The organism is Ruegeria sp. HKCCD7303 (assembly GCF_013111185.1).
Lineage (GTDB): Bacteria > Pseudomonadota > Alphaproteobacteria > Rhodobacterales > Rhodobacteraceae > Ruegeria.
The window spans coordinates 215,690-231,016 of the sequence record NZ_WVRE01000006.1; the positions used below are offsets into that span (position 1 = coordinate 215,690).

The window sequence follows — 15,327 nt, forward strand, 5'->3', positions numbered from 1 at the left end:
ACTCTTCCAAATATTTCAGGCAACCAAAACGCGGCGTCACCAGATATGATCTCATCCGGCACTCAGGAATTGACGGCGAATCCCGACGGAATCGAACGGGCGGCGGACTTGCTGCGTCAGGGCCTTCTGGTCGCCCTGCCGACCGAGACAGTCTATGGACTGGGCGGCGATGCGCGCAATGGCCAGGCGGTCGCGTCGATTTACGAGGCCAAGGGTCGGCCCAGCTTCAACCCGCTGATCGCCCATGTCGCCTCGGTCAGTGCAGCGCAAAGGTTTGTGCAATGGTCAGATCAGGCCGAGCAATTGGCTCAAGCTTTCTGGCCCGGTCCACTAACACTTGTTCTGCCACTACGCGAAGGGCACGGAATATCCGCGCTTGTAACGGCGGGGTTGGACACGTTGGCGGTTCGCGTACCCGCGCATCCCACCGCACGAGCTTTGTTGGCTGCGTTTGATGGGCCGGTCGCTGCGCCTTCGGCAAATCCGTCAGGTCTGATCAGCCCCACAACAGCCGATCATGTATGGGCGGGCCTGGGTGGCAAGATCGCTGCAGTTTTAGATGCCGGACCGTGCGGCGTCGGGCTGGAATCCACCATCGTCGGACTGGCCGGAGAACCTACCTTGCTGCGTCCCGGCGGGGTCGCTCTGGAACAGATCGAACAGGAACTGGGGGTGCATCTGCACGTGCATCAGTCCGGTGATCTTCTGACTGCTCCGGGTCAGCTTCAATCGCATTACGCGCCGGATGCGCCGGTCCGCCTGAATGCCGCGTCGCGTCACGGCGAGGAGGTCTTGCTGGGCTTTGGACCGGTGGATTGTGATCTGAACCTGTCCGTGAACGCCAACCTGACCGAGGCCGCTGCAAACCTCTTTGCATCCCTGCATGAGCTGAACAAGTCCGGGCGACCGATTGCGGTTTCTCCGATTCCAGATGCCGGGCTTGGTGCGGCCATCAACGACCGATTGCGCCGCGCTGCAGCGCCACGTGACAGCTGATCAGGCGCGACCTGCACTGGCGGACAAAGTCAAAGGGTCCACGCCCAAAGTGGCCAAAGCGGCTTCCCATTTCTCATCATCGGGCACGTCAAAGACCAGCTTTGATGTTGCTTCGGTGGTCAGCCAGCCATTCATGGCGATTTCATCTTCCAGCTGCCCCGGACCCCAGCCGGAATAGCCCAGCGCCAACATCGAATTCAGTGGCCCTGTCCCCGAAGCAAGGTCTTCCAGAACATCCAGTGTGGCAGTCATGCTGAATTCTTCCGAAATCTGCATCGAATGAAGGTTAGCTTCATAGTCGGCGCTGTGCAGAACAAAGCCGCGCGACATTTCGACGGGACCCCCAAAATGAACCAATCGCTCGCCAACAACCGGAATACGACACGCGATGTCCAATTGGCTAAGCAAAGTCTTTATTCGCAGGTCCGAGGGTTTGTTGATGATCAGCCCCATCGCGCCGTCATCGCCATAGCTGCACATATAAACCACCGAATGGTCGAACCGCGGATCGCCCATACCGGGCATCGCAATCAACAGTTTTCCGGTCAGATCCATGGGCCGCCATCTCTTTCTCAATTACGTCAACAATGGCCCCGCCACCCCTGTGTTTGCAAGAGAACAACGGGTAATTCGACAGATTTCATTGCAGTGACCGGATCGTGACTTGGAATCCGGCCCCAGCCCGCGCATGTATGGTGTATGAAGATGTCGATCAAATCCACAGCCGCCGTTGCGTTTGCTTGCCTGACCCTATCCTCTCCTGCCACCGCGCAGAGTTTGGATGGAGTGGTGCAACTGGATGTTCTGGATGGCGGTCGAACCGCAAACGGCACCTATCTGAGCGCGTTGAAGCTGACCCTGAAGGACGGCTGGAAAACCTATTGGCGGGCGCCCGGTGATGCGGGCATCCCACCCCAGTTCGATTGGAAACGCTCAAGCAACGTTGGACATGTGGACATCACCTGGCCCGCGCCCGAGATTTTTGACCAGAATGGCTTGCAGTCGATCGGCTATGAAAACCAGCTGATCCTGCCGATTGAAATTACACCGCGAAACCCTGCGAAACCCGTCCGCCTGCAAGGTGAGATGGACCTGGGCGTTTGCAAGGACGTGTGCATCCCCGAACGTCTGGATTTTGACCACACGCTGGACGGTGATGCCGGTCGCAACCCCGCAATTGCTGCGGCTATGGCGCAACGCCCGTACTCAGCACAAGAAGCCCGGGTGAGCAAAGCCACCTGTAACCTAACTCCGACGCAGGACGGAATACAGATCGAGGCTCGGGTGACGATGCCCTCTGCAGGGGGGCGCGAAGTCGCTGTGATCGAGCCGGGAAATCCTGTTCTCTGGGCCTCGCAGCCGGTCTCACAGCGCGAAGGCGATACGTTGGTGGCACAATCCGAAATCGTAAACGCATCAGGCGCGCCGTTTGCGTTGGACCGGTCCGAGATTCGGATCACCGTTCTGGGTGCCAATCACGCGGTCGATATTCTGGGCTGCAGCGCGGGCTGAGCTTGTGACCCGAACTCCTAAGATCGGTGCCTTGGCAGTTGTTCTGCATCAGGATCAGGTTCTTCTGGTGCAACGCAGCAAACAGCCAGATGCCGGTTTGTGGGGCTTTCCGGGCGGCCATGTGGAATGGGGTGAAACCGTTCTGAAAGCCGCGCAACGTGAGTTGCAGGAGGAAACCTCGGTGATCGCAGAGCCGTTGCACTACCTGAAAAATCTGGATCTGCTGCGAAGCGATCCGCAAGGTCAGGTCTTGTCTCATTATCTTCTGGTCAGTGTTGCCTGCCAGTATCTCTCTGGCACGCCCAAGGCCGGTGATGATGCGCTGGATGCACGTTGGTTTCCGATTGACCAGATACGCAAGGGCGACCTGCCGATGAGCGCACGAGTTGTCGATCTAATGGAATATGCTTTGTGCGCGGGTTAAACACCTGCTGACCTGCTGAGCCGCCCATAGAGCAATCCGGACAACAGAACACTTAGTCCCAGAATTGGCACGGCCCCGGCCAGAAATGCGCCCAGCCCCAACTGCAAAGCTGCAATTCCTTCTGCACCGGGGTAAAGACCCTGCAACAATCCAAGCGGCGCGCCGGTGACAGCGGGCCAGACCATCGTCAAACCAAACCAAATCGCCAATACGGCGCCTGTGCTTATCAATGCCACCCGAACCACCCGATCTGGCGCGCGCGCGGCGCGGCGCATGGCGGTCATTGGACGCGCAAAATCGTTTAGAATGGCCAGCAGGGCAGGCACGAGGATCAGGACCAGCAACATCCCAAATCCTAGCCCATAGACCAGAGTGATCACGGTCGGCTTAAGGAACTGCGCCTGCTGCGATCCCTCATAAAGCAGCGGCGCAAGTCCAAGAACCGTGGTCAGCGTGGTCAGCATAACGGGCCGCAACCTGTCGGCTGTGCCCTCGACAATTGACGGCACCAGACCCCGGTCCTGCTGATACCCATCTATCGTTGTCACCAGAACAATCGAGTCGTTGATTATGATACCGGTCATTCCAAGCAATCCAACCACCGTGAACATGCTAAGCGGCACATCCCAGATGTAATGACCCCAGATCGCCCCAACGAGGCCAAAGGGGATGATCGCCATGACCACCAAGGGCCTCGACCAACTTGCAAACACCCAGGCCAGCACAAGGTAGATTCCGGTCAGACACAGGATCAGCCCGGTGCGCGCTTCGGCCAAGAATTCGTTCTCCTGCTCGCTCAGACCCGACATACGCCATTCGACCTGACGTTCGGCAGCAAGGTTGGGTAGAATCTCGTCCTGCATCACACGTTCGATTTCAGCTGCACGCGCCGGGTTGTCCTCGGAAATATCACCTGTGACCGAAACCACCCTGAGGCCATTCTCGCGCCGGACGATGGAAAACCCGGTTTTGCGTTCGACGGAAACGATGTCGGCCAGCGGCACATAAACCCCATCCGGTGAACGCATCAGAGTACGTTCAAGGAAATCTGCCGTCAGCTCGCCCTCGGGCAATTCAACCCGAATTTCAGTGCTGCGCGGGCCATCGGGGAAGGTGGCGGCCTCGATCCCGTTCAGGCGGTTGCGCAACGCGCGGCCCAGCGTTTCGATCCGAAAGCCCAGGGCCTGCCCCTGTGCCGTAAGATCCAGAATGAACTCTTCCTTGTCATAGGCCAGAGTGTCTTCCAGCGCCGAAACCTCGGGGAATTTCGACAATGCGGTCTTCAGATCTTCTGACGCCGCCTTCAGGACATTCACGTCAGAACCATAGAATTGTACGTCAATGGCGTCGCCGCCGGGGCCGGACCGCCAGCCCCGGAAAGTCAACACTTCGACACTCGGGTGCCGTGGAACGAAGTCCTGCAATTCGCCCACAAACTCAAAACTGGAATAGGGCCGCAGGTCGGCATCAATCAATTCGATCGAAATCCCGCCCAGCACGCTGCCGTCTTTGCCGTCTGCCGCCGCCAATCCACGGCCCGCGGTGCCCCCGACCTCGGCCAGAACAAATTCAATCGGATTCTGGCCATAGCGTTCTTCATAAATCTGGCCCAGCTCGTCGGTGGCGTCCTGCAAAATGCGCATCATTTCCAGCGTATCCGACCGAGTCGAGCCTTCGCGCATGATGAACCCGCCACTGACTGAGCTACGTTCAGGCGCGTTGAAAAATCGCCAGTTCACATCGCCACGGATGAACAACGCAACCTGACTGGCCAGAATAGCGATCATCAAAGCCACAACAACGTATCGCGCCCAGATTACCCAGGCGATCAACGGACGGAACAAGTGGTCCCGCACCCAGCGGAAGCCCCGGTTTACGACACGGTTCGGTAGATCGTACCAGTGTTCCTTGGCGGAATGCGCAATCGCGTGCGCCATATGGTTGGGCAGAATAAGAAAGCATTCAACCAGCGACGCAATAAGAACCGCAATCACCGTGAAAGGAATATCGCGGATAAGCTCTCCGAACCGACCACCCACCAGAGTCAGACCAAAGAACGCAATCACTGTCGTGACGGTCGCTGCAAGAACCGGCATCGCCATGCGCCTGGCCGCACGTTCAGCCGCCACCACAGGCGGCTCGCCCAGACGACGGGCGCGGAAATCGGCGTGTTCGCCCACCACAATGGCGTCATCCACCACGATACCGAGGGTAATGATCAGGCCAAACAGCGAGACCATGTTCAACGACAACCCACCAAGATACATCAGCGCAATGGCAGCCGACATGGCCACGGGAATACCCGCAGCAACCCAGAAGGCAATGCGGGCATTCAGGAACAGGAACAGCAGGCAGACCACGAGGCCCAATCCCATCAGCCCATTGTCGACAAGAATGTTCAGCCGGTCGGTGATGGCCTGGGCCCGGGTACGGATCAACTCGATCTTCACACCTTCGGGTACGCTGGCCTGCATCTCGCGGGCGACATCTTCAACCGTGTGCTGGATTTCGATAGCATCGCCCTGGTTTGACCGGTCAACTTGGATCGACATAGCTGGATCATCGCCAACAAAATAGCTTCGTTGCCGTGTAACCCCTTCGACCCGAATCGTCGCGATATCGCCGACCTTCAGTTTCGATCCATCTGTATTTGTCCTTAGCGCAATACCTTCGATTTGCTCGGGTGTGCGTTTTTCTGTTCCCGCCCGTATACGCGCACCGGCGCCCTCCACTGCTCCGGCAGGATCGGTATTTACTTCGGACTCAATCGCCGCGGCGATATCTGCCATGGAGATGTCATTGATAATCAACTGCGCGGTCGTGACTTCAACGATGATCTGTGGTGCCGCAATGCCCCGGATGGTCGTACGGGTTACACCTGCAGCGAAAAGACGATTGATCAACTCGTCCGTCATCTTCGCCAATTGATTGGTATCAATGGGACCGCTGACGACAAGATCCGTTACGCGGTCACGCCAGGCACCGCGTTTGATTTCGGGCTCTTCTGACCCTTCCGGCAGGTCCGACACACCGTCTACGGCGGTTCTGACTTCCTCGACCGCGCGGGACATGTCCCAGTTTGGCTCGAACTCCAGCCTGACACGGGTCCAACCCGGATGGGAGCTAGCCTCGGTACTGGTCACCCCTTCAACGGCCAGCAGTGCAGGCTCCAGCAACTGTACAATGCCGGCATCCATGTCCTCCGGCCCGGCACCGTCCCACGAAACGGTGACATCCACGCGCTCCAAGACCACATCGGGAAAGAACTGCGCCCGCATGTTGGGAATGGCCGCCGCGCCCAGAACCAGCATGACCAACAACAGTAGATTGGCAACGGTCCGATGGCGCGTGAAGTAACTGAGAATGCCGCCCGCCGCGCCGGGTATCTCGCGCATCATGGCGCCTAGCCCCCGGCCTTGGTTTCAAGGCGACGCACCAACGAGGCCGGCACGCGCGCTTCCTGCAATTGGCCCAGAAGCTGTGATTTCTCGTCCTGCGGCATTGTCTCGCTGGCCTCGATCTGGGCCACCAGTGCGGCCCGCTTCGATGGGCTTAACTCAACCATGTCTGGATCCGCCCCGGCTTCTACGCGCAACGGTCTTACGCGCACGCCGGACCCCAGCAGAGGCGTGCGTCCAATGACAACTTCGCGCCCCTCAAGCCCGTCACCCCGCAGCAAAACTTCATCCCCTTGCCTGCGGACCAACTGCACCGGCAGGCTTTCCAGCCGGTCATCCGCGCCCAAGATCAGAACCGTGCCCGACGCATCCAGTGCAGACGATGGCAGGCGATAGACGTTTTCAACCGGCTGCTCTTGCACCGAAACAGTAACAAAATCGCCCGGCTTGAAGCCCGAAGCCGCTTGCAGGCGGGCATAGATCAACCGCCCGGTTTGCCCTTCTCCGGCAGAGCCGCTGTCGCGACTGATTTGACCGGCTGCGCTCAGATCAGCGCCGGTGACTTCCAACGACACTGTCACGGGTGCGTTGATCAGAAGATCATTTTCACCCAACAGTCGAACATATTGCGCCGTCGATACCCTGAAAGCCACCTCAAGCGCGTTGGGGTCGACCAGTTCGGCCAGCTTTTCATTGGCAGATACCAAACGCCCTTCCACCAAGGTAACATCGGTCAAAGTGCCGCTAAACCCAGCCCGAATTGTCATATCTTCAAGATCGCGTTCCGCCGCTTCCAATGTGATGACCGCACGAGCCTGCAAAGTCGTAGCCTGATCAACACGCGATTCCGCTTGCGCCAGCGCGATGCGGCGGGCCAGAACTGCCTGCTGCGCTGAAGTCGCTGCCAGCTCAGCTTCTTCCACGCTGGCAGCGGCACCAACCCCGCGGGATTGCAAGTCACGTTGGCGTTGCAACGCCCGTTCACGCAGGTCCGCCTGCGCCTCGGCTGATTTCAACTCGTCTTGCGCCAGTAGCAACGAGCGTTCGGCATCGCGTTCTTCAAACTGAGCATCCAAAAGATCGGATTTAGCCCGATCCAACGCGGATTGCGCATCCGCCGGGTCCAGTTCAACCAGCACCTCACCCACCGAGACGGTACCGCCATCCTCAAAGTCTTCGGCCAGCGCAACCACGCGCCCGCCCAGCGCCGCACGCAATTCCAATCTGCGACGACTTTGGACTTCTCCAAACGCTTCAAGATAGGGGGTGACGGTTTCCGCTTCAGCTTGAATAACCGACACTGCAAAAACCCTTTCGCGCGCGGGTGGCGCTGCGTCGTCACGCGTCAGAGCGTCCTGCACCGCGCCCACGATGATTTGTGTCGCAACAAACAGCAAAGCCAGCGTTAGAAACGCCAGAAAAATACCGACCAGACTTTGCCGCAAAAATCGCATCAATCAGTTACCCCGGTTGCATCAAGCTGCCGTTCCTAACATGTAGCTGGATCACGAATTATGCCAAGCCACAAAGCGGTTACACGGATTTGAACGTACGACCAGTCTACTTCCGTCGCAGGTGTTCGTCCAATCTGGGCATTATTTCCACAAAATTGCAGGGGCGATGGCGATAATCGAACTGTTTTTCGAGTATCCCGTCCCACGCATCCTTGCAGGCGCCCGGGCTGCCGGGCAGTGCGAACAGGTATGTACCACCGGCAACACCCCCCGTCGCACGTGACTGCACCGCCGAGGTGCCGATTTTCTCCATCGAGATAAGTGTAAACACGGTGCCGAAAGCGTCGATCTCTTTTTCATAGACGTCCCGATGGGCCTCGACGGTCACATCGCGCCCAGTCAGACCTGTGCCCCCGGTCGAGATCACGACATCAATCTGATCGTCCGCCACCCAGGCGCGCAGTTGATCGGCAATCTGATCGCGTTCGTCGCGAACAATCTTGCGATCAGCGACCACATGCCCCGCCTTTTCAATCCGGTCCACCAGAGTTTGGCCCGAGCGATCTTCGTCCAGTGATCTGGTATCCGAGACTGTCAACACGGCAATTTTAACCGCGATGAACTTTTTGCTTTCGTCAATGCGTGACATCTTGCGTCAGGCCCTTTCCATGATGACAAGCCGAACCGCGAGGGCGGTAAAAATCCCACCCGTGATCCAGCCGATAATACCTGAGGCGCGCGGGTTGCCGATCAGAACTCTGCCAGCGCTTCCGGCGAAGACACCCGCCAAACCATTCACCAAAAACCCGCCAAACGCGATGATCAACCCAAAGATCAGGAACTGCAGCAGGACCGAGCCTGCAGTCGGGTCGACGAATTGAGGGATAAAGGCCAGGACAAACAGAATGACCTTGGGGTTGGTCAAGTTGACCAACATTCCGTCTCGAAACGCCATGCGGGTGGATCGCACAGGCGTGTCACCCACATATGCGCCGTTTCTAACAGCCCCCCACGCCAAATAAAGCAGATATGCCGCGCCGATCCAGCGGATCACTTCAAACAGCCAGGGCAGCGCCGATACCGCAGCCCCAAGTCCCAGACCAGCAAACAGGACATGAATCATGGTTCCTGCAGACACCCCGGCACTTGCCGAGACTGAAGGCCATGCGCCCGACCGAAGACCCTGGCCGAAGCAGAACATCATATCGGCACCGGGCGTCAGGTTCAGTGCCAAGGCGGCTGGAATGAAAACCAGTAAAGTCTGAAGTTCGATCACGCAGACACCTCAAACCAATTCGGTTTCGGCCCAAGATTGGCCAATTGCGTTCGGCCTAGCGTTCCGCGATAGCCCCAACTTTCGTGTACGTGTCCAAAGACAGCATGACCTGGCTGAAGCCTCTCTATTGCGTCGCGCACAGCGGTCGACCCTACCGACAGACCTTGCGAGGTCTGATCCCCGTAGCCTTTGGGCGGAGAATGCACGATCAGGACGTCAGCCGCGTCGCATCGGTCGAGCATCTCGGTCGCCGCGCCTTCGGTCAGGTCACAGGACCAGTCGCCAAACGGCGTGGGCGGCACGCCGTAACCCAATCCAAACAGGCGAAGCCCGTCGAGTGTCATACCGGACCCGTGCAGGACATGGACACCTTCTGGGGCAGCGTCACTCAGTTCTTCTGAGCTTTCGGCATTTCCGGGGATCAGGACCAAGGGCGCTGCGATCCCCGAAAGCATCTGCATCGCCGAATTCAGACCCTGCCTCATGTTGCAATAGTCGCCTGCGCCAATGACCAGATCAGCCTCCGCACTGGCGGCCACCAAATCTGCGGCGCGGTTGCGCGCCATGTGAAGATCGGAAAAAGCCAGAACCTTCATGCGCCACCTCCAAGCCGCGCCTTGAGGTCCAGCAGATCAGCCCAAGCCTGCCGTTTCATCTGCGGCTGACGCAACAGGAAGGCCGGGTGGAACATTGGGATCACAGGCAGATCCATCGCCTGATCCCAATTGCCGCGCAAACGGGTGATACCTCGTTTTCCCAGCACCGCCTGACAGCTAATATTGCCCATCACCACCAGAACTTCGGGCTTGGCCAACGCCACATGGCGCTCAAGGAAAGGCTTCATCATCCCGATTTCCTCGGGCTTGGGATCGCGGTTCTGCGGAGGCCGCCATGGCAGTACGTTGGTGATGTAGACGTTCTCGCGACGGTCCAGATCGATCGCTGCCAGCATCCGATCCAGCAATTGACCGGCGCGACCGACAAAGGGCTTGCCTTCACGATCTTCATCGCGGCCAGGGGCTTCGCCGATGATCATCACCTTTGCGCCGGGGGTACCGTCGGCAAAAACCAATTGTCGTGCCCCGCGTTTAAGTTCGCAGTGATCAAAAGCCTCCATCACTATCCGCAACTGATCCAGAGACCCTGCCCCTTGCGCGGCAGCCTGCGCAACAGCAACCGGATCAACCTGTTTAGGTTTTGCCGGGGCCACAGAAGCTGCTTCTGCTTTCTTGGGTTTGGGCGTGGTGTCGGGCAAGGCATACCGATCCACGGGCGCATCCCCGATTGCCTCGGTCGCGCCCATTTCGATCTGCCATTCCAGCAGCGCCCGTGCAGAGTAATAGTCCAAGCCCGATTCCATACGGATAATTTACCTGCCTAAACGCTGAGGGAAAGCGAATAGGGCTTGATCGGTCGCTCTGTCGCGCCGACCATCAGCGCGCGATGCTCAGAATTCTGCGATTCCTCCTGCTCGGGTTTGTGGTGGCCCTTACCGGCGATCCGGCTTTGGCGACGTTTCACGACACACATGGGCAGTGCCGTGCCGGTCAGTTCAAATGCGGCAGCACCTGCTGTTCGGGCGGGCAAAGATGCAGCTTTGATGGTCACTGCATTCCACTGGGCGGAACCTATTGCGGTGGTGGGCGCAGCTGTGGCCCGTTCGAGCGCTGCGTGGCGGGCGGAACCAGATGCGCGCCCGCTGGTGCAGACAAATGCACATCTCGTCTGGATTGCCCCGGCAACAGCTTTTGCAACGGGCGCGGCGAATGCGAGCGGATCAAACCCGACCTGGACACAACACCGCCTAAAACTTGCGACGATGGCCGCACCTGCGCGCGTGGCTCGTCCTGCCTGCCCGGCGGGGGCTGTTCCCGCCCGGGGTGGTTCTTGTGCGAAGAAACCGGTTCGCAATGCCGCCCCGGCTTCAAATGTTCGGCCCATCAGGGCTGCGTGCCGATCAAGGCCATCGACTGCGGTTATGGCAAATGGTGCAAGCCGGGTGAACAATGCCTGCCCGAGGGCGGCTGCGAAAAACTGCCAGAGGGCACGGAACCTTAGGTTGCCTTGGGCCGCACAGCTTCCTATAAGCGGCCCGATTGTCAGACAGGAGCCCGCCCATGCGTTTCGCCCATCGTCACCTTCTTGGCATCGAGCATCTGTCGCAATCCGATATCACCGAAATTCTGGATCTGGCCGAGACCTATGTCGACATGAACCGCCAGTCGACCAAGCATTCGGACGTTCTGTCGGGGCTGACCCAGATCAACATGTTCTTTGAAAACTCGACCCGCACGCAAGCCAGTTTCGAACTGGCAGGCAAGCGTCTGGGTGCAGATGTGATGAACATGGCAATGCAGGCCAGTTCGATCAAAAAGGGCGAAACCCTGATCGACACCGCGATGACATTGAACGCGATGCATCCTGATCTGCTGGTGGTACGGCATCCGCATTCCGGCGCGGTCGATCTGCTGGCGCAAAAGGTCAATTGCGCTGTTCTGAACGCGGGCGACGGCAAGCATGAACACCCTACGCAGGCCCTGCTAGACGCCTTGACCATCCGACGCGCCAAGGGCCGACTGCACCGGCTGAATATTGCGATTTGCGGCGACGTGGCCCATTCCCGCGTCGCGCGATCAAACCTGATCCTGCTGGGCAAAATGGAAAACCGTATTCGCCTGATTGGCCCGCCGACACTGGTGCCCAACCAGTTTGCCGAGTTCGGGGCCGAGATCTATGGCGACATGAACGAGGGTCTAAAGGACGTCGATGTCGTCATGATGCTGCGTCTTCAGAAAGAGCGGATGGATGGCGGGTTCATCCCCTCGGAACGCGAATATTATCACCGCTATGGTCTGGATGCCGCAAAGCTGGCGCAAGCCAAGCCTGATGCCATTGTCATGCACCCCGGCCCGATGAACCGAGGCGTTGAGATCGACGGCACGCTGGCCGATGACATCAACCGGTCCGTCATTCAGGAACAGGTGGAAATGGGCGTCGCCGTTCGTATGGCCGCGATGGATCTGCTGGCACGCAACCTGCGCGAGGCCGCATGAGCGATCTGATCGTCGCCCCCCACGAACGCGGCGTCTTGCGCCTGTTCAGGCTGGACATGCGCCCGGAAGAGGCAAAGTTCCTGCGCGAATCGGGTGCCGCCGATCAGGTGCTTGGGGTGGACGGGCTGGACCCCGCACAGATCGATATTTTCCCGTTGTCCGACCTCGAAGACCTCGGGCTGTATGGCTATCTGACCGAAGGCTGCGGCGTGTCCGCAGATCAGTTGGATCAGGACGCTCTGTCCGCGATAGACGGCTGGGTTATGGTCTTGCGCAGCGCTGCGTTCCAAGGACGCCCGGCGATGTTGAAGCCAGACCCTCGTCTGCGGCTGATCGGCCTGTTCACAGAAGAGACCACAAACTGGACCGGAGGGGTCATCGAAACCGAAAGCGCCAAGCCTTTTTCGGCACCGCAAGCCGCTCCAACGGATGACCAGCCCCGCCGTATCGGGTCAGCTATCCTGGCATTGGCCGCGCTTGTGGCCATCGGAGGCATCTTATGGCTGATTCTGTGATCTTCGCCCCGGATAAAGGGGCCTATTTCCGTACCAACGCATGGCTGGCCGCTTTTGGCATGGCCGGTGCCATGCTCGTTCTGTGGCTGATCGGAAATCCTTATATCTGGACCGGAGTACCCGCAGGTCTGGCCGCCATTGGCATCCGCGCCTGGTATCTGGCCTCGGAAGAGCTGGTCGCCAATTGGGAAATGTCGGACACGACCCTGACCGGACCTGGTCCACGCAAGGTGCCTCTGAATCAGATCCAAGCGGTCAACACCATGGGCAGCTTTGTTCAGGTCGTCACCAAAAGCGGCGATAAGCACCTGATCAAATATCAGGCCGACCCTGCCGCCACCAAAGCCGCCATCGAAAGGGCCATACCATGAGCACCGTTCTCTTCACCAACGCTCGCCTGATCGACCCTGAGGCCGGTACGACCTCGACGGGCTGGCTTCAAGTGGCCGATGGCCGGATTGTTGCCCGAGGGGAAGGAAACGCGCCGGGTTCAGACGGGCAGATCATCGATTGCAACGGCAAGTGTCTGGCGCCGGGCATCATAGATATCGGTGTGAAAGTCTGCGAACCCGGTGAACGCCATAAGGAAAGCTATAAATCCGCTGGCCTGGCCGCTGCGGCCGGAGGGGTGACCACCATTGTCACCCGGCCAGACACCAGCCCTGCGATAGATACGCCGGAAACGCTGGAATTCATCACCCGCCGGGCGCAAGCCGATACTCCGGTCAATATGCTGCCGATGGCCGCCCTGACCAAGGGGCGCGAGGGGCGCGAGATGACCGAGATCGGGTTCCTTCAGGATGCGGGCGCCGTGGCCTTTACCGATTGCGATCACGTCATCACCAATACCAAGGTGTTATCTCGCGCGCTGACTTATGCGAAGTCCTGCGGCGCTTTGGTTATTGCCCACCCGCAGGAACCGGGGCTCAGCGCAGGGGCGGCTGCGACCAGCGGCAAGTTCGCGGCCCTCCGCGGCTTGCCCGCCGTGCCGCCAATGGCCGAACGTATGGGTCTGGATCGCGACATCGCCCTGCTGGAAATGACCGGGGCCGCTTACCATGCTGATCAGATCACCACCGCACGCGCCCTGCCTGCGCTGGAACGGGCCAAGCGCAATGGGCTGGACATTACTGCCGGCACGTCCATCCACCATCTGACCCTGAACGAATTGGACGTGGCAGACTATCGCACCTTCTTCAAGGTCAAGCCGCCGCTGCGCTCCGAGGACGACAGGCAAGCGGTAATCGAGGCAGTGCGAACAGGGCTGATCGACATCATCAGTTCGATGCACACCCCACAGGACGAAGAAAGCAAGCGCCTGCCATTTGAAGAAGCGGCCTCGGGCGCAGTGGCATTGGAAACGCTGCTGCCCGCAGCACTTCGCTTGTATCACGCAGATCAACTGGACTTGCCGACACTGTTTAAGGCCTTGGCGCTCAAACCTGCAAAGCGGTTGGGATTGGACAGTGGTCGCCTGTCCAATGGCACCCCGGCAGATTTGGTTCTGTTCGACCCGGATGTGCCTTTTGTGCTTGATCGGTTCGCCCTAAAATCCAAATCGCAAAACACGCCATTTGACGGCCAGCGGATGCAAGGTAAGGTCCTTGCGACTTATGTAGCTGGCCAAGCAGTGTTTCGGAGACCCTGATGCCCATTATCGTAAATACGGCAGAAGACTTGTTCTTTTGGGCAGTGATTGGATACCTGTTTGGGTCCATTCCGTTTGGGCTGATCCTGGCCAAAGTCATGGGGCTGGGCAACCTGCGCGAAATTGGGTCGGGCAATATTGGGGCCACAAATGTTCTGCGCACCGGCAACAAGGCCGCTGCGGCCCTGACGCTGCTATTTGATGCTGCCAAGGGGGCGGCTGCCGTTCTGATCGCACGCGCCTATGCCGGAGAAGACGCGGCCCAGATCGCGGCGCTGATGGCGTTTTTGGGGCATTGCTTCCCGATGTGGCTGGGCTTCAAGGGCGGCAAAGGTGTGGCTACCTTTCTGGGGCTTTGGCTGGCGCTGGATTGGCGCGTTGGCGTGGCCTGCTGCCTGAGCTGGCTGGTTGCGGCGGCAATCTGGCGGATTTCTTCCGTCGGCGCACTTGCGGCAGCGGCGCTGTCGACCACCTGGGTGTTGGTGCTAACAAACGGTTCGACCTTTATACTGGGGATCATCCTGACGCTTATGATCTACTGGCGGCACAGTTCGAACGTGGCGCGGATCAAGGCCGGAACGGAACCGAAAATCGGGAAACCGTGACCGTCACCGACGCATTTTTGTCTGCGTTTCATGCTCTGCCAGAGGGCAGTTTCACCGGCACGTCGCACGGTCGAAGCTATGGTGTCGTGCGTCAACGCATGGCAGGCGGCAGATCACACAAGCTGGTGGCCCATGAACGTAGCGGTTCCGATTACATCAGCCTGAACCTGTACCAGACCCGCAACAGCGGCGCTTTGTTGCGGCCCTGCGAAATGCCCGCCAGCAAAGTCATCGCTTTTGTTCTGGATCTTGTGCCCGACGCAAACAGCTAACCCTGCAATTTTGAACAGAACATCTTTGCTGCTGCACATTCACAATTCATTGTTTTGAACGTGATCGCCCCGCTTCCCAGATCGCTGTCGTGACGGTCAATTACGGTCCGCACAGGACAACAACCGGGGCCCTCGCTCTCGCTTTGACGAGGCTCCATTCACGAAAGGTGAAGC

Annotated in this window: 17 protein-coding genes; 9 read left to right on the forward strand and 8 right to left on the reverse strand. The window is 59.0% G+C overall.

Annotated elements, in window-relative coordinates:
* The first annotated feature begins 45 nt into the window (after positions 1–45).
* Positions 46–996: an L-threonylcarbamoyladenylate synthase gene (locus tag GS630_RS16345; RefSeq protein ID WP_171179430.1), complete on the forward strand. Its 951-nt coding sequence runs from the start codon at positions 46–48 to the stop codon at positions 994–996.
* Here GS630_RS16345 and GS630_RS16350 read toward each other — a convergent pair whose 3' ends face one another.
* Positions 997–1,551: a YqgE/AlgH family protein gene (locus GS630_RS16350; protein ID WP_171179061.1), complete on the reverse strand. Its 555-nt coding sequence runs from the start codon at positions 1,549–1,551 to the stop codon at positions 997–999.
* Positions 1,552–1,695: 144 nt separating this feature from the next.
* Here GS630_RS16350 and GS630_RS16355 point away from each other — a divergent pair, with 144 nt between their 5' ends.
* Positions 1,696–2,508, forward strand: coding sequence for a protein-disulfide reductase DsbD domain-containing protein (locus tag GS630_RS16355; RefSeq protein WP_171179060.1), 813 nt, complete (start codon positions 1,696–1,698; stop codon positions 2,506–2,508).
* 4 nt (positions 2,509–2,512) lie between these two features.
* Positions 2,513–2,932 carry an NUDIX hydrolase gene (locus GS630_RS16360; protein WP_171234983.1) on the forward strand — a complete coding sequence of 140 codons (420 nt, stop codon included), beginning with the start codon at positions 2,513–2,515 and terminating at the stop codon, positions 2,930–2,932.
* On the opposite strand, the gene GS630_RS16365 is transcribed toward GS630_RS16360, so the two are convergent.
* The 7 genes from GS630_RS16365 to GS630_RS16395 all read right to left on the reverse strand — a co-directional run bounded on the left by GS630_RS16365 (position 2,929) and on the right by GS630_RS16395 (position 11,001).
* On the reverse strand, positions 2,929–6,330 hold the full coding sequence (locus GS630_RS16365; protein WP_171620978.1) for an efflux RND transporter permease subunit: 3,402 nt from the start codon (positions 6,328–6,330) through the stop codon (positions 2,929–2,931). The two genes, GS630_RS16360 and GS630_RS16365, sit on opposite strands and share 4 nt — an antisense overlap.
* 5 nt (positions 6,331–6,335) lie before the next feature.
* Entirely contained in the window at positions 6,336–7,784 is a 1,449-nt protein-coding gene (locus GS630_RS16370; protein ID WP_171179428.1) for an efflux RND transporter periplasmic adaptor subunit, read from the reverse strand.
* 106 nt (positions 7,785–7,890) lie between these two features.
* Entirely contained in the window at positions 7,891–8,433 is a 543-nt protein-coding gene (gene moaB / locus GS630_RS16375; protein ID WP_171620979.1) for a molybdenum cofactor biosynthesis protein B, read from the reverse strand.
* A gap of 6 nt (positions 8,434–8,439) precedes the next feature.
* Positions 8,440–9,060, reverse strand: coding sequence for a LysE family transporter (locus tag GS630_RS16380; protein WP_171620980.1), 621 nt, complete (start codon positions 9,058–9,060; stop codon positions 8,440–8,442).
* On the reverse strand, positions 9,057–9,656 hold the full coding sequence (locus tag GS630_RS16385; RefSeq protein ID WP_171179055.1) for a metallophosphoesterase: 600 nt from the start codon (positions 9,654–9,656) through the stop codon (positions 9,057–9,059). The genes GS630_RS16380 and GS630_RS16385 overlap by 4 nt, the downstream gene beginning before the upstream one ends.
* Positions 9,653–10,420: a uracil-DNA glycosylase family protein gene (locus GS630_RS16390; protein WP_171179054.1), complete on the reverse strand. Its 768-nt coding sequence runs from the start codon at positions 10,418–10,420 to the stop codon at positions 9,653–9,655. Before GS630_RS16390 ends, GS630_RS16385 begins: the two co-directional genes overlap by 4 nt.
* Before the next feature lie 17 nt (positions 10,421–10,437).
* On the reverse strand, positions 10,438–11,001 hold the full coding sequence (locus GS630_RS16395; RefSeq protein WP_171620981.1) for a hypothetical protein: 564 nt from the start codon (positions 10,999–11,001) through the stop codon (positions 10,438–10,440).
* Positions 11,002–11,177: 176 nt separating this feature from the next.
* Between GS630_RS16395 and GS630_RS16400 the strand changes: the two genes are divergently transcribed.
* Genes GS630_RS16400 through GS630_RS16425 form a run of 6 tightly spaced genes read left to right on the forward strand, consistent with a single transcriptional unit; the run spans position 11,178 to position 15,153 of the window.
* Positions 11,178–12,113: an aspartate carbamoyltransferase catalytic subunit gene (locus tag GS630_RS16400; RefSeq protein WP_171179051.1), complete on the forward strand. Its 936-nt coding sequence runs from the start codon at positions 11,178–11,180 to the stop codon at positions 12,111–12,113.
* Positions 12,110–12,628 (forward strand): hypothetical protein, encoded by a 519-nt coding sequence (locus GS630_RS16405; RefSeq protein WP_171234992.1) that lies wholly within the window; start codon positions 12,110–12,112, stop codon positions 12,626–12,628. The genes GS630_RS16400 and GS630_RS16405 overlap by 4 nt, the downstream gene beginning before the upstream one ends.
* A complete protein-coding gene (locus GS630_RS16410; protein WP_171234993.1) occupies positions 12,613–12,999 on the forward strand; it encodes a hypothetical protein in 387 nt (128 codons plus the stop codon). The genes GS630_RS16405 and GS630_RS16410 overlap by 16 nt, the downstream gene beginning before the upstream one ends.
* On the forward strand, positions 12,996–14,276 hold the full coding sequence (gene pyrC / locus GS630_RS16415; RefSeq protein WP_171234994.1) for a dihydroorotase: 1,281 nt from the start codon (positions 12,996–12,998) through the stop codon (positions 14,274–14,276). The genes GS630_RS16410 and pyrC overlap by 4 nt, the downstream gene beginning before the upstream one ends.
* A complete protein-coding gene (gene plsY / locus GS630_RS16420; RefSeq protein ID WP_171179041.1) occupies positions 14,276–14,881 on the forward strand; it encodes a glycerol-3-phosphate 1-O-acyltransferase PlsY in 606 nt (201 codons plus the stop codon). The genes pyrC and plsY overlap by 1 nt, the downstream gene beginning before the upstream one ends.
* On the forward strand, positions 14,878–15,153 hold the full coding sequence (locus GS630_RS16425) for a hypothetical protein (protein ID WP_171620982.1): 276 nt from the start codon (positions 14,878–14,880) through the stop codon (positions 15,151–15,153). The genes plsY and GS630_RS16425 overlap by 4 nt, the downstream gene beginning before the upstream one ends.
* Positions 15,154–15,327: the final 174 nt, after the last annotated feature.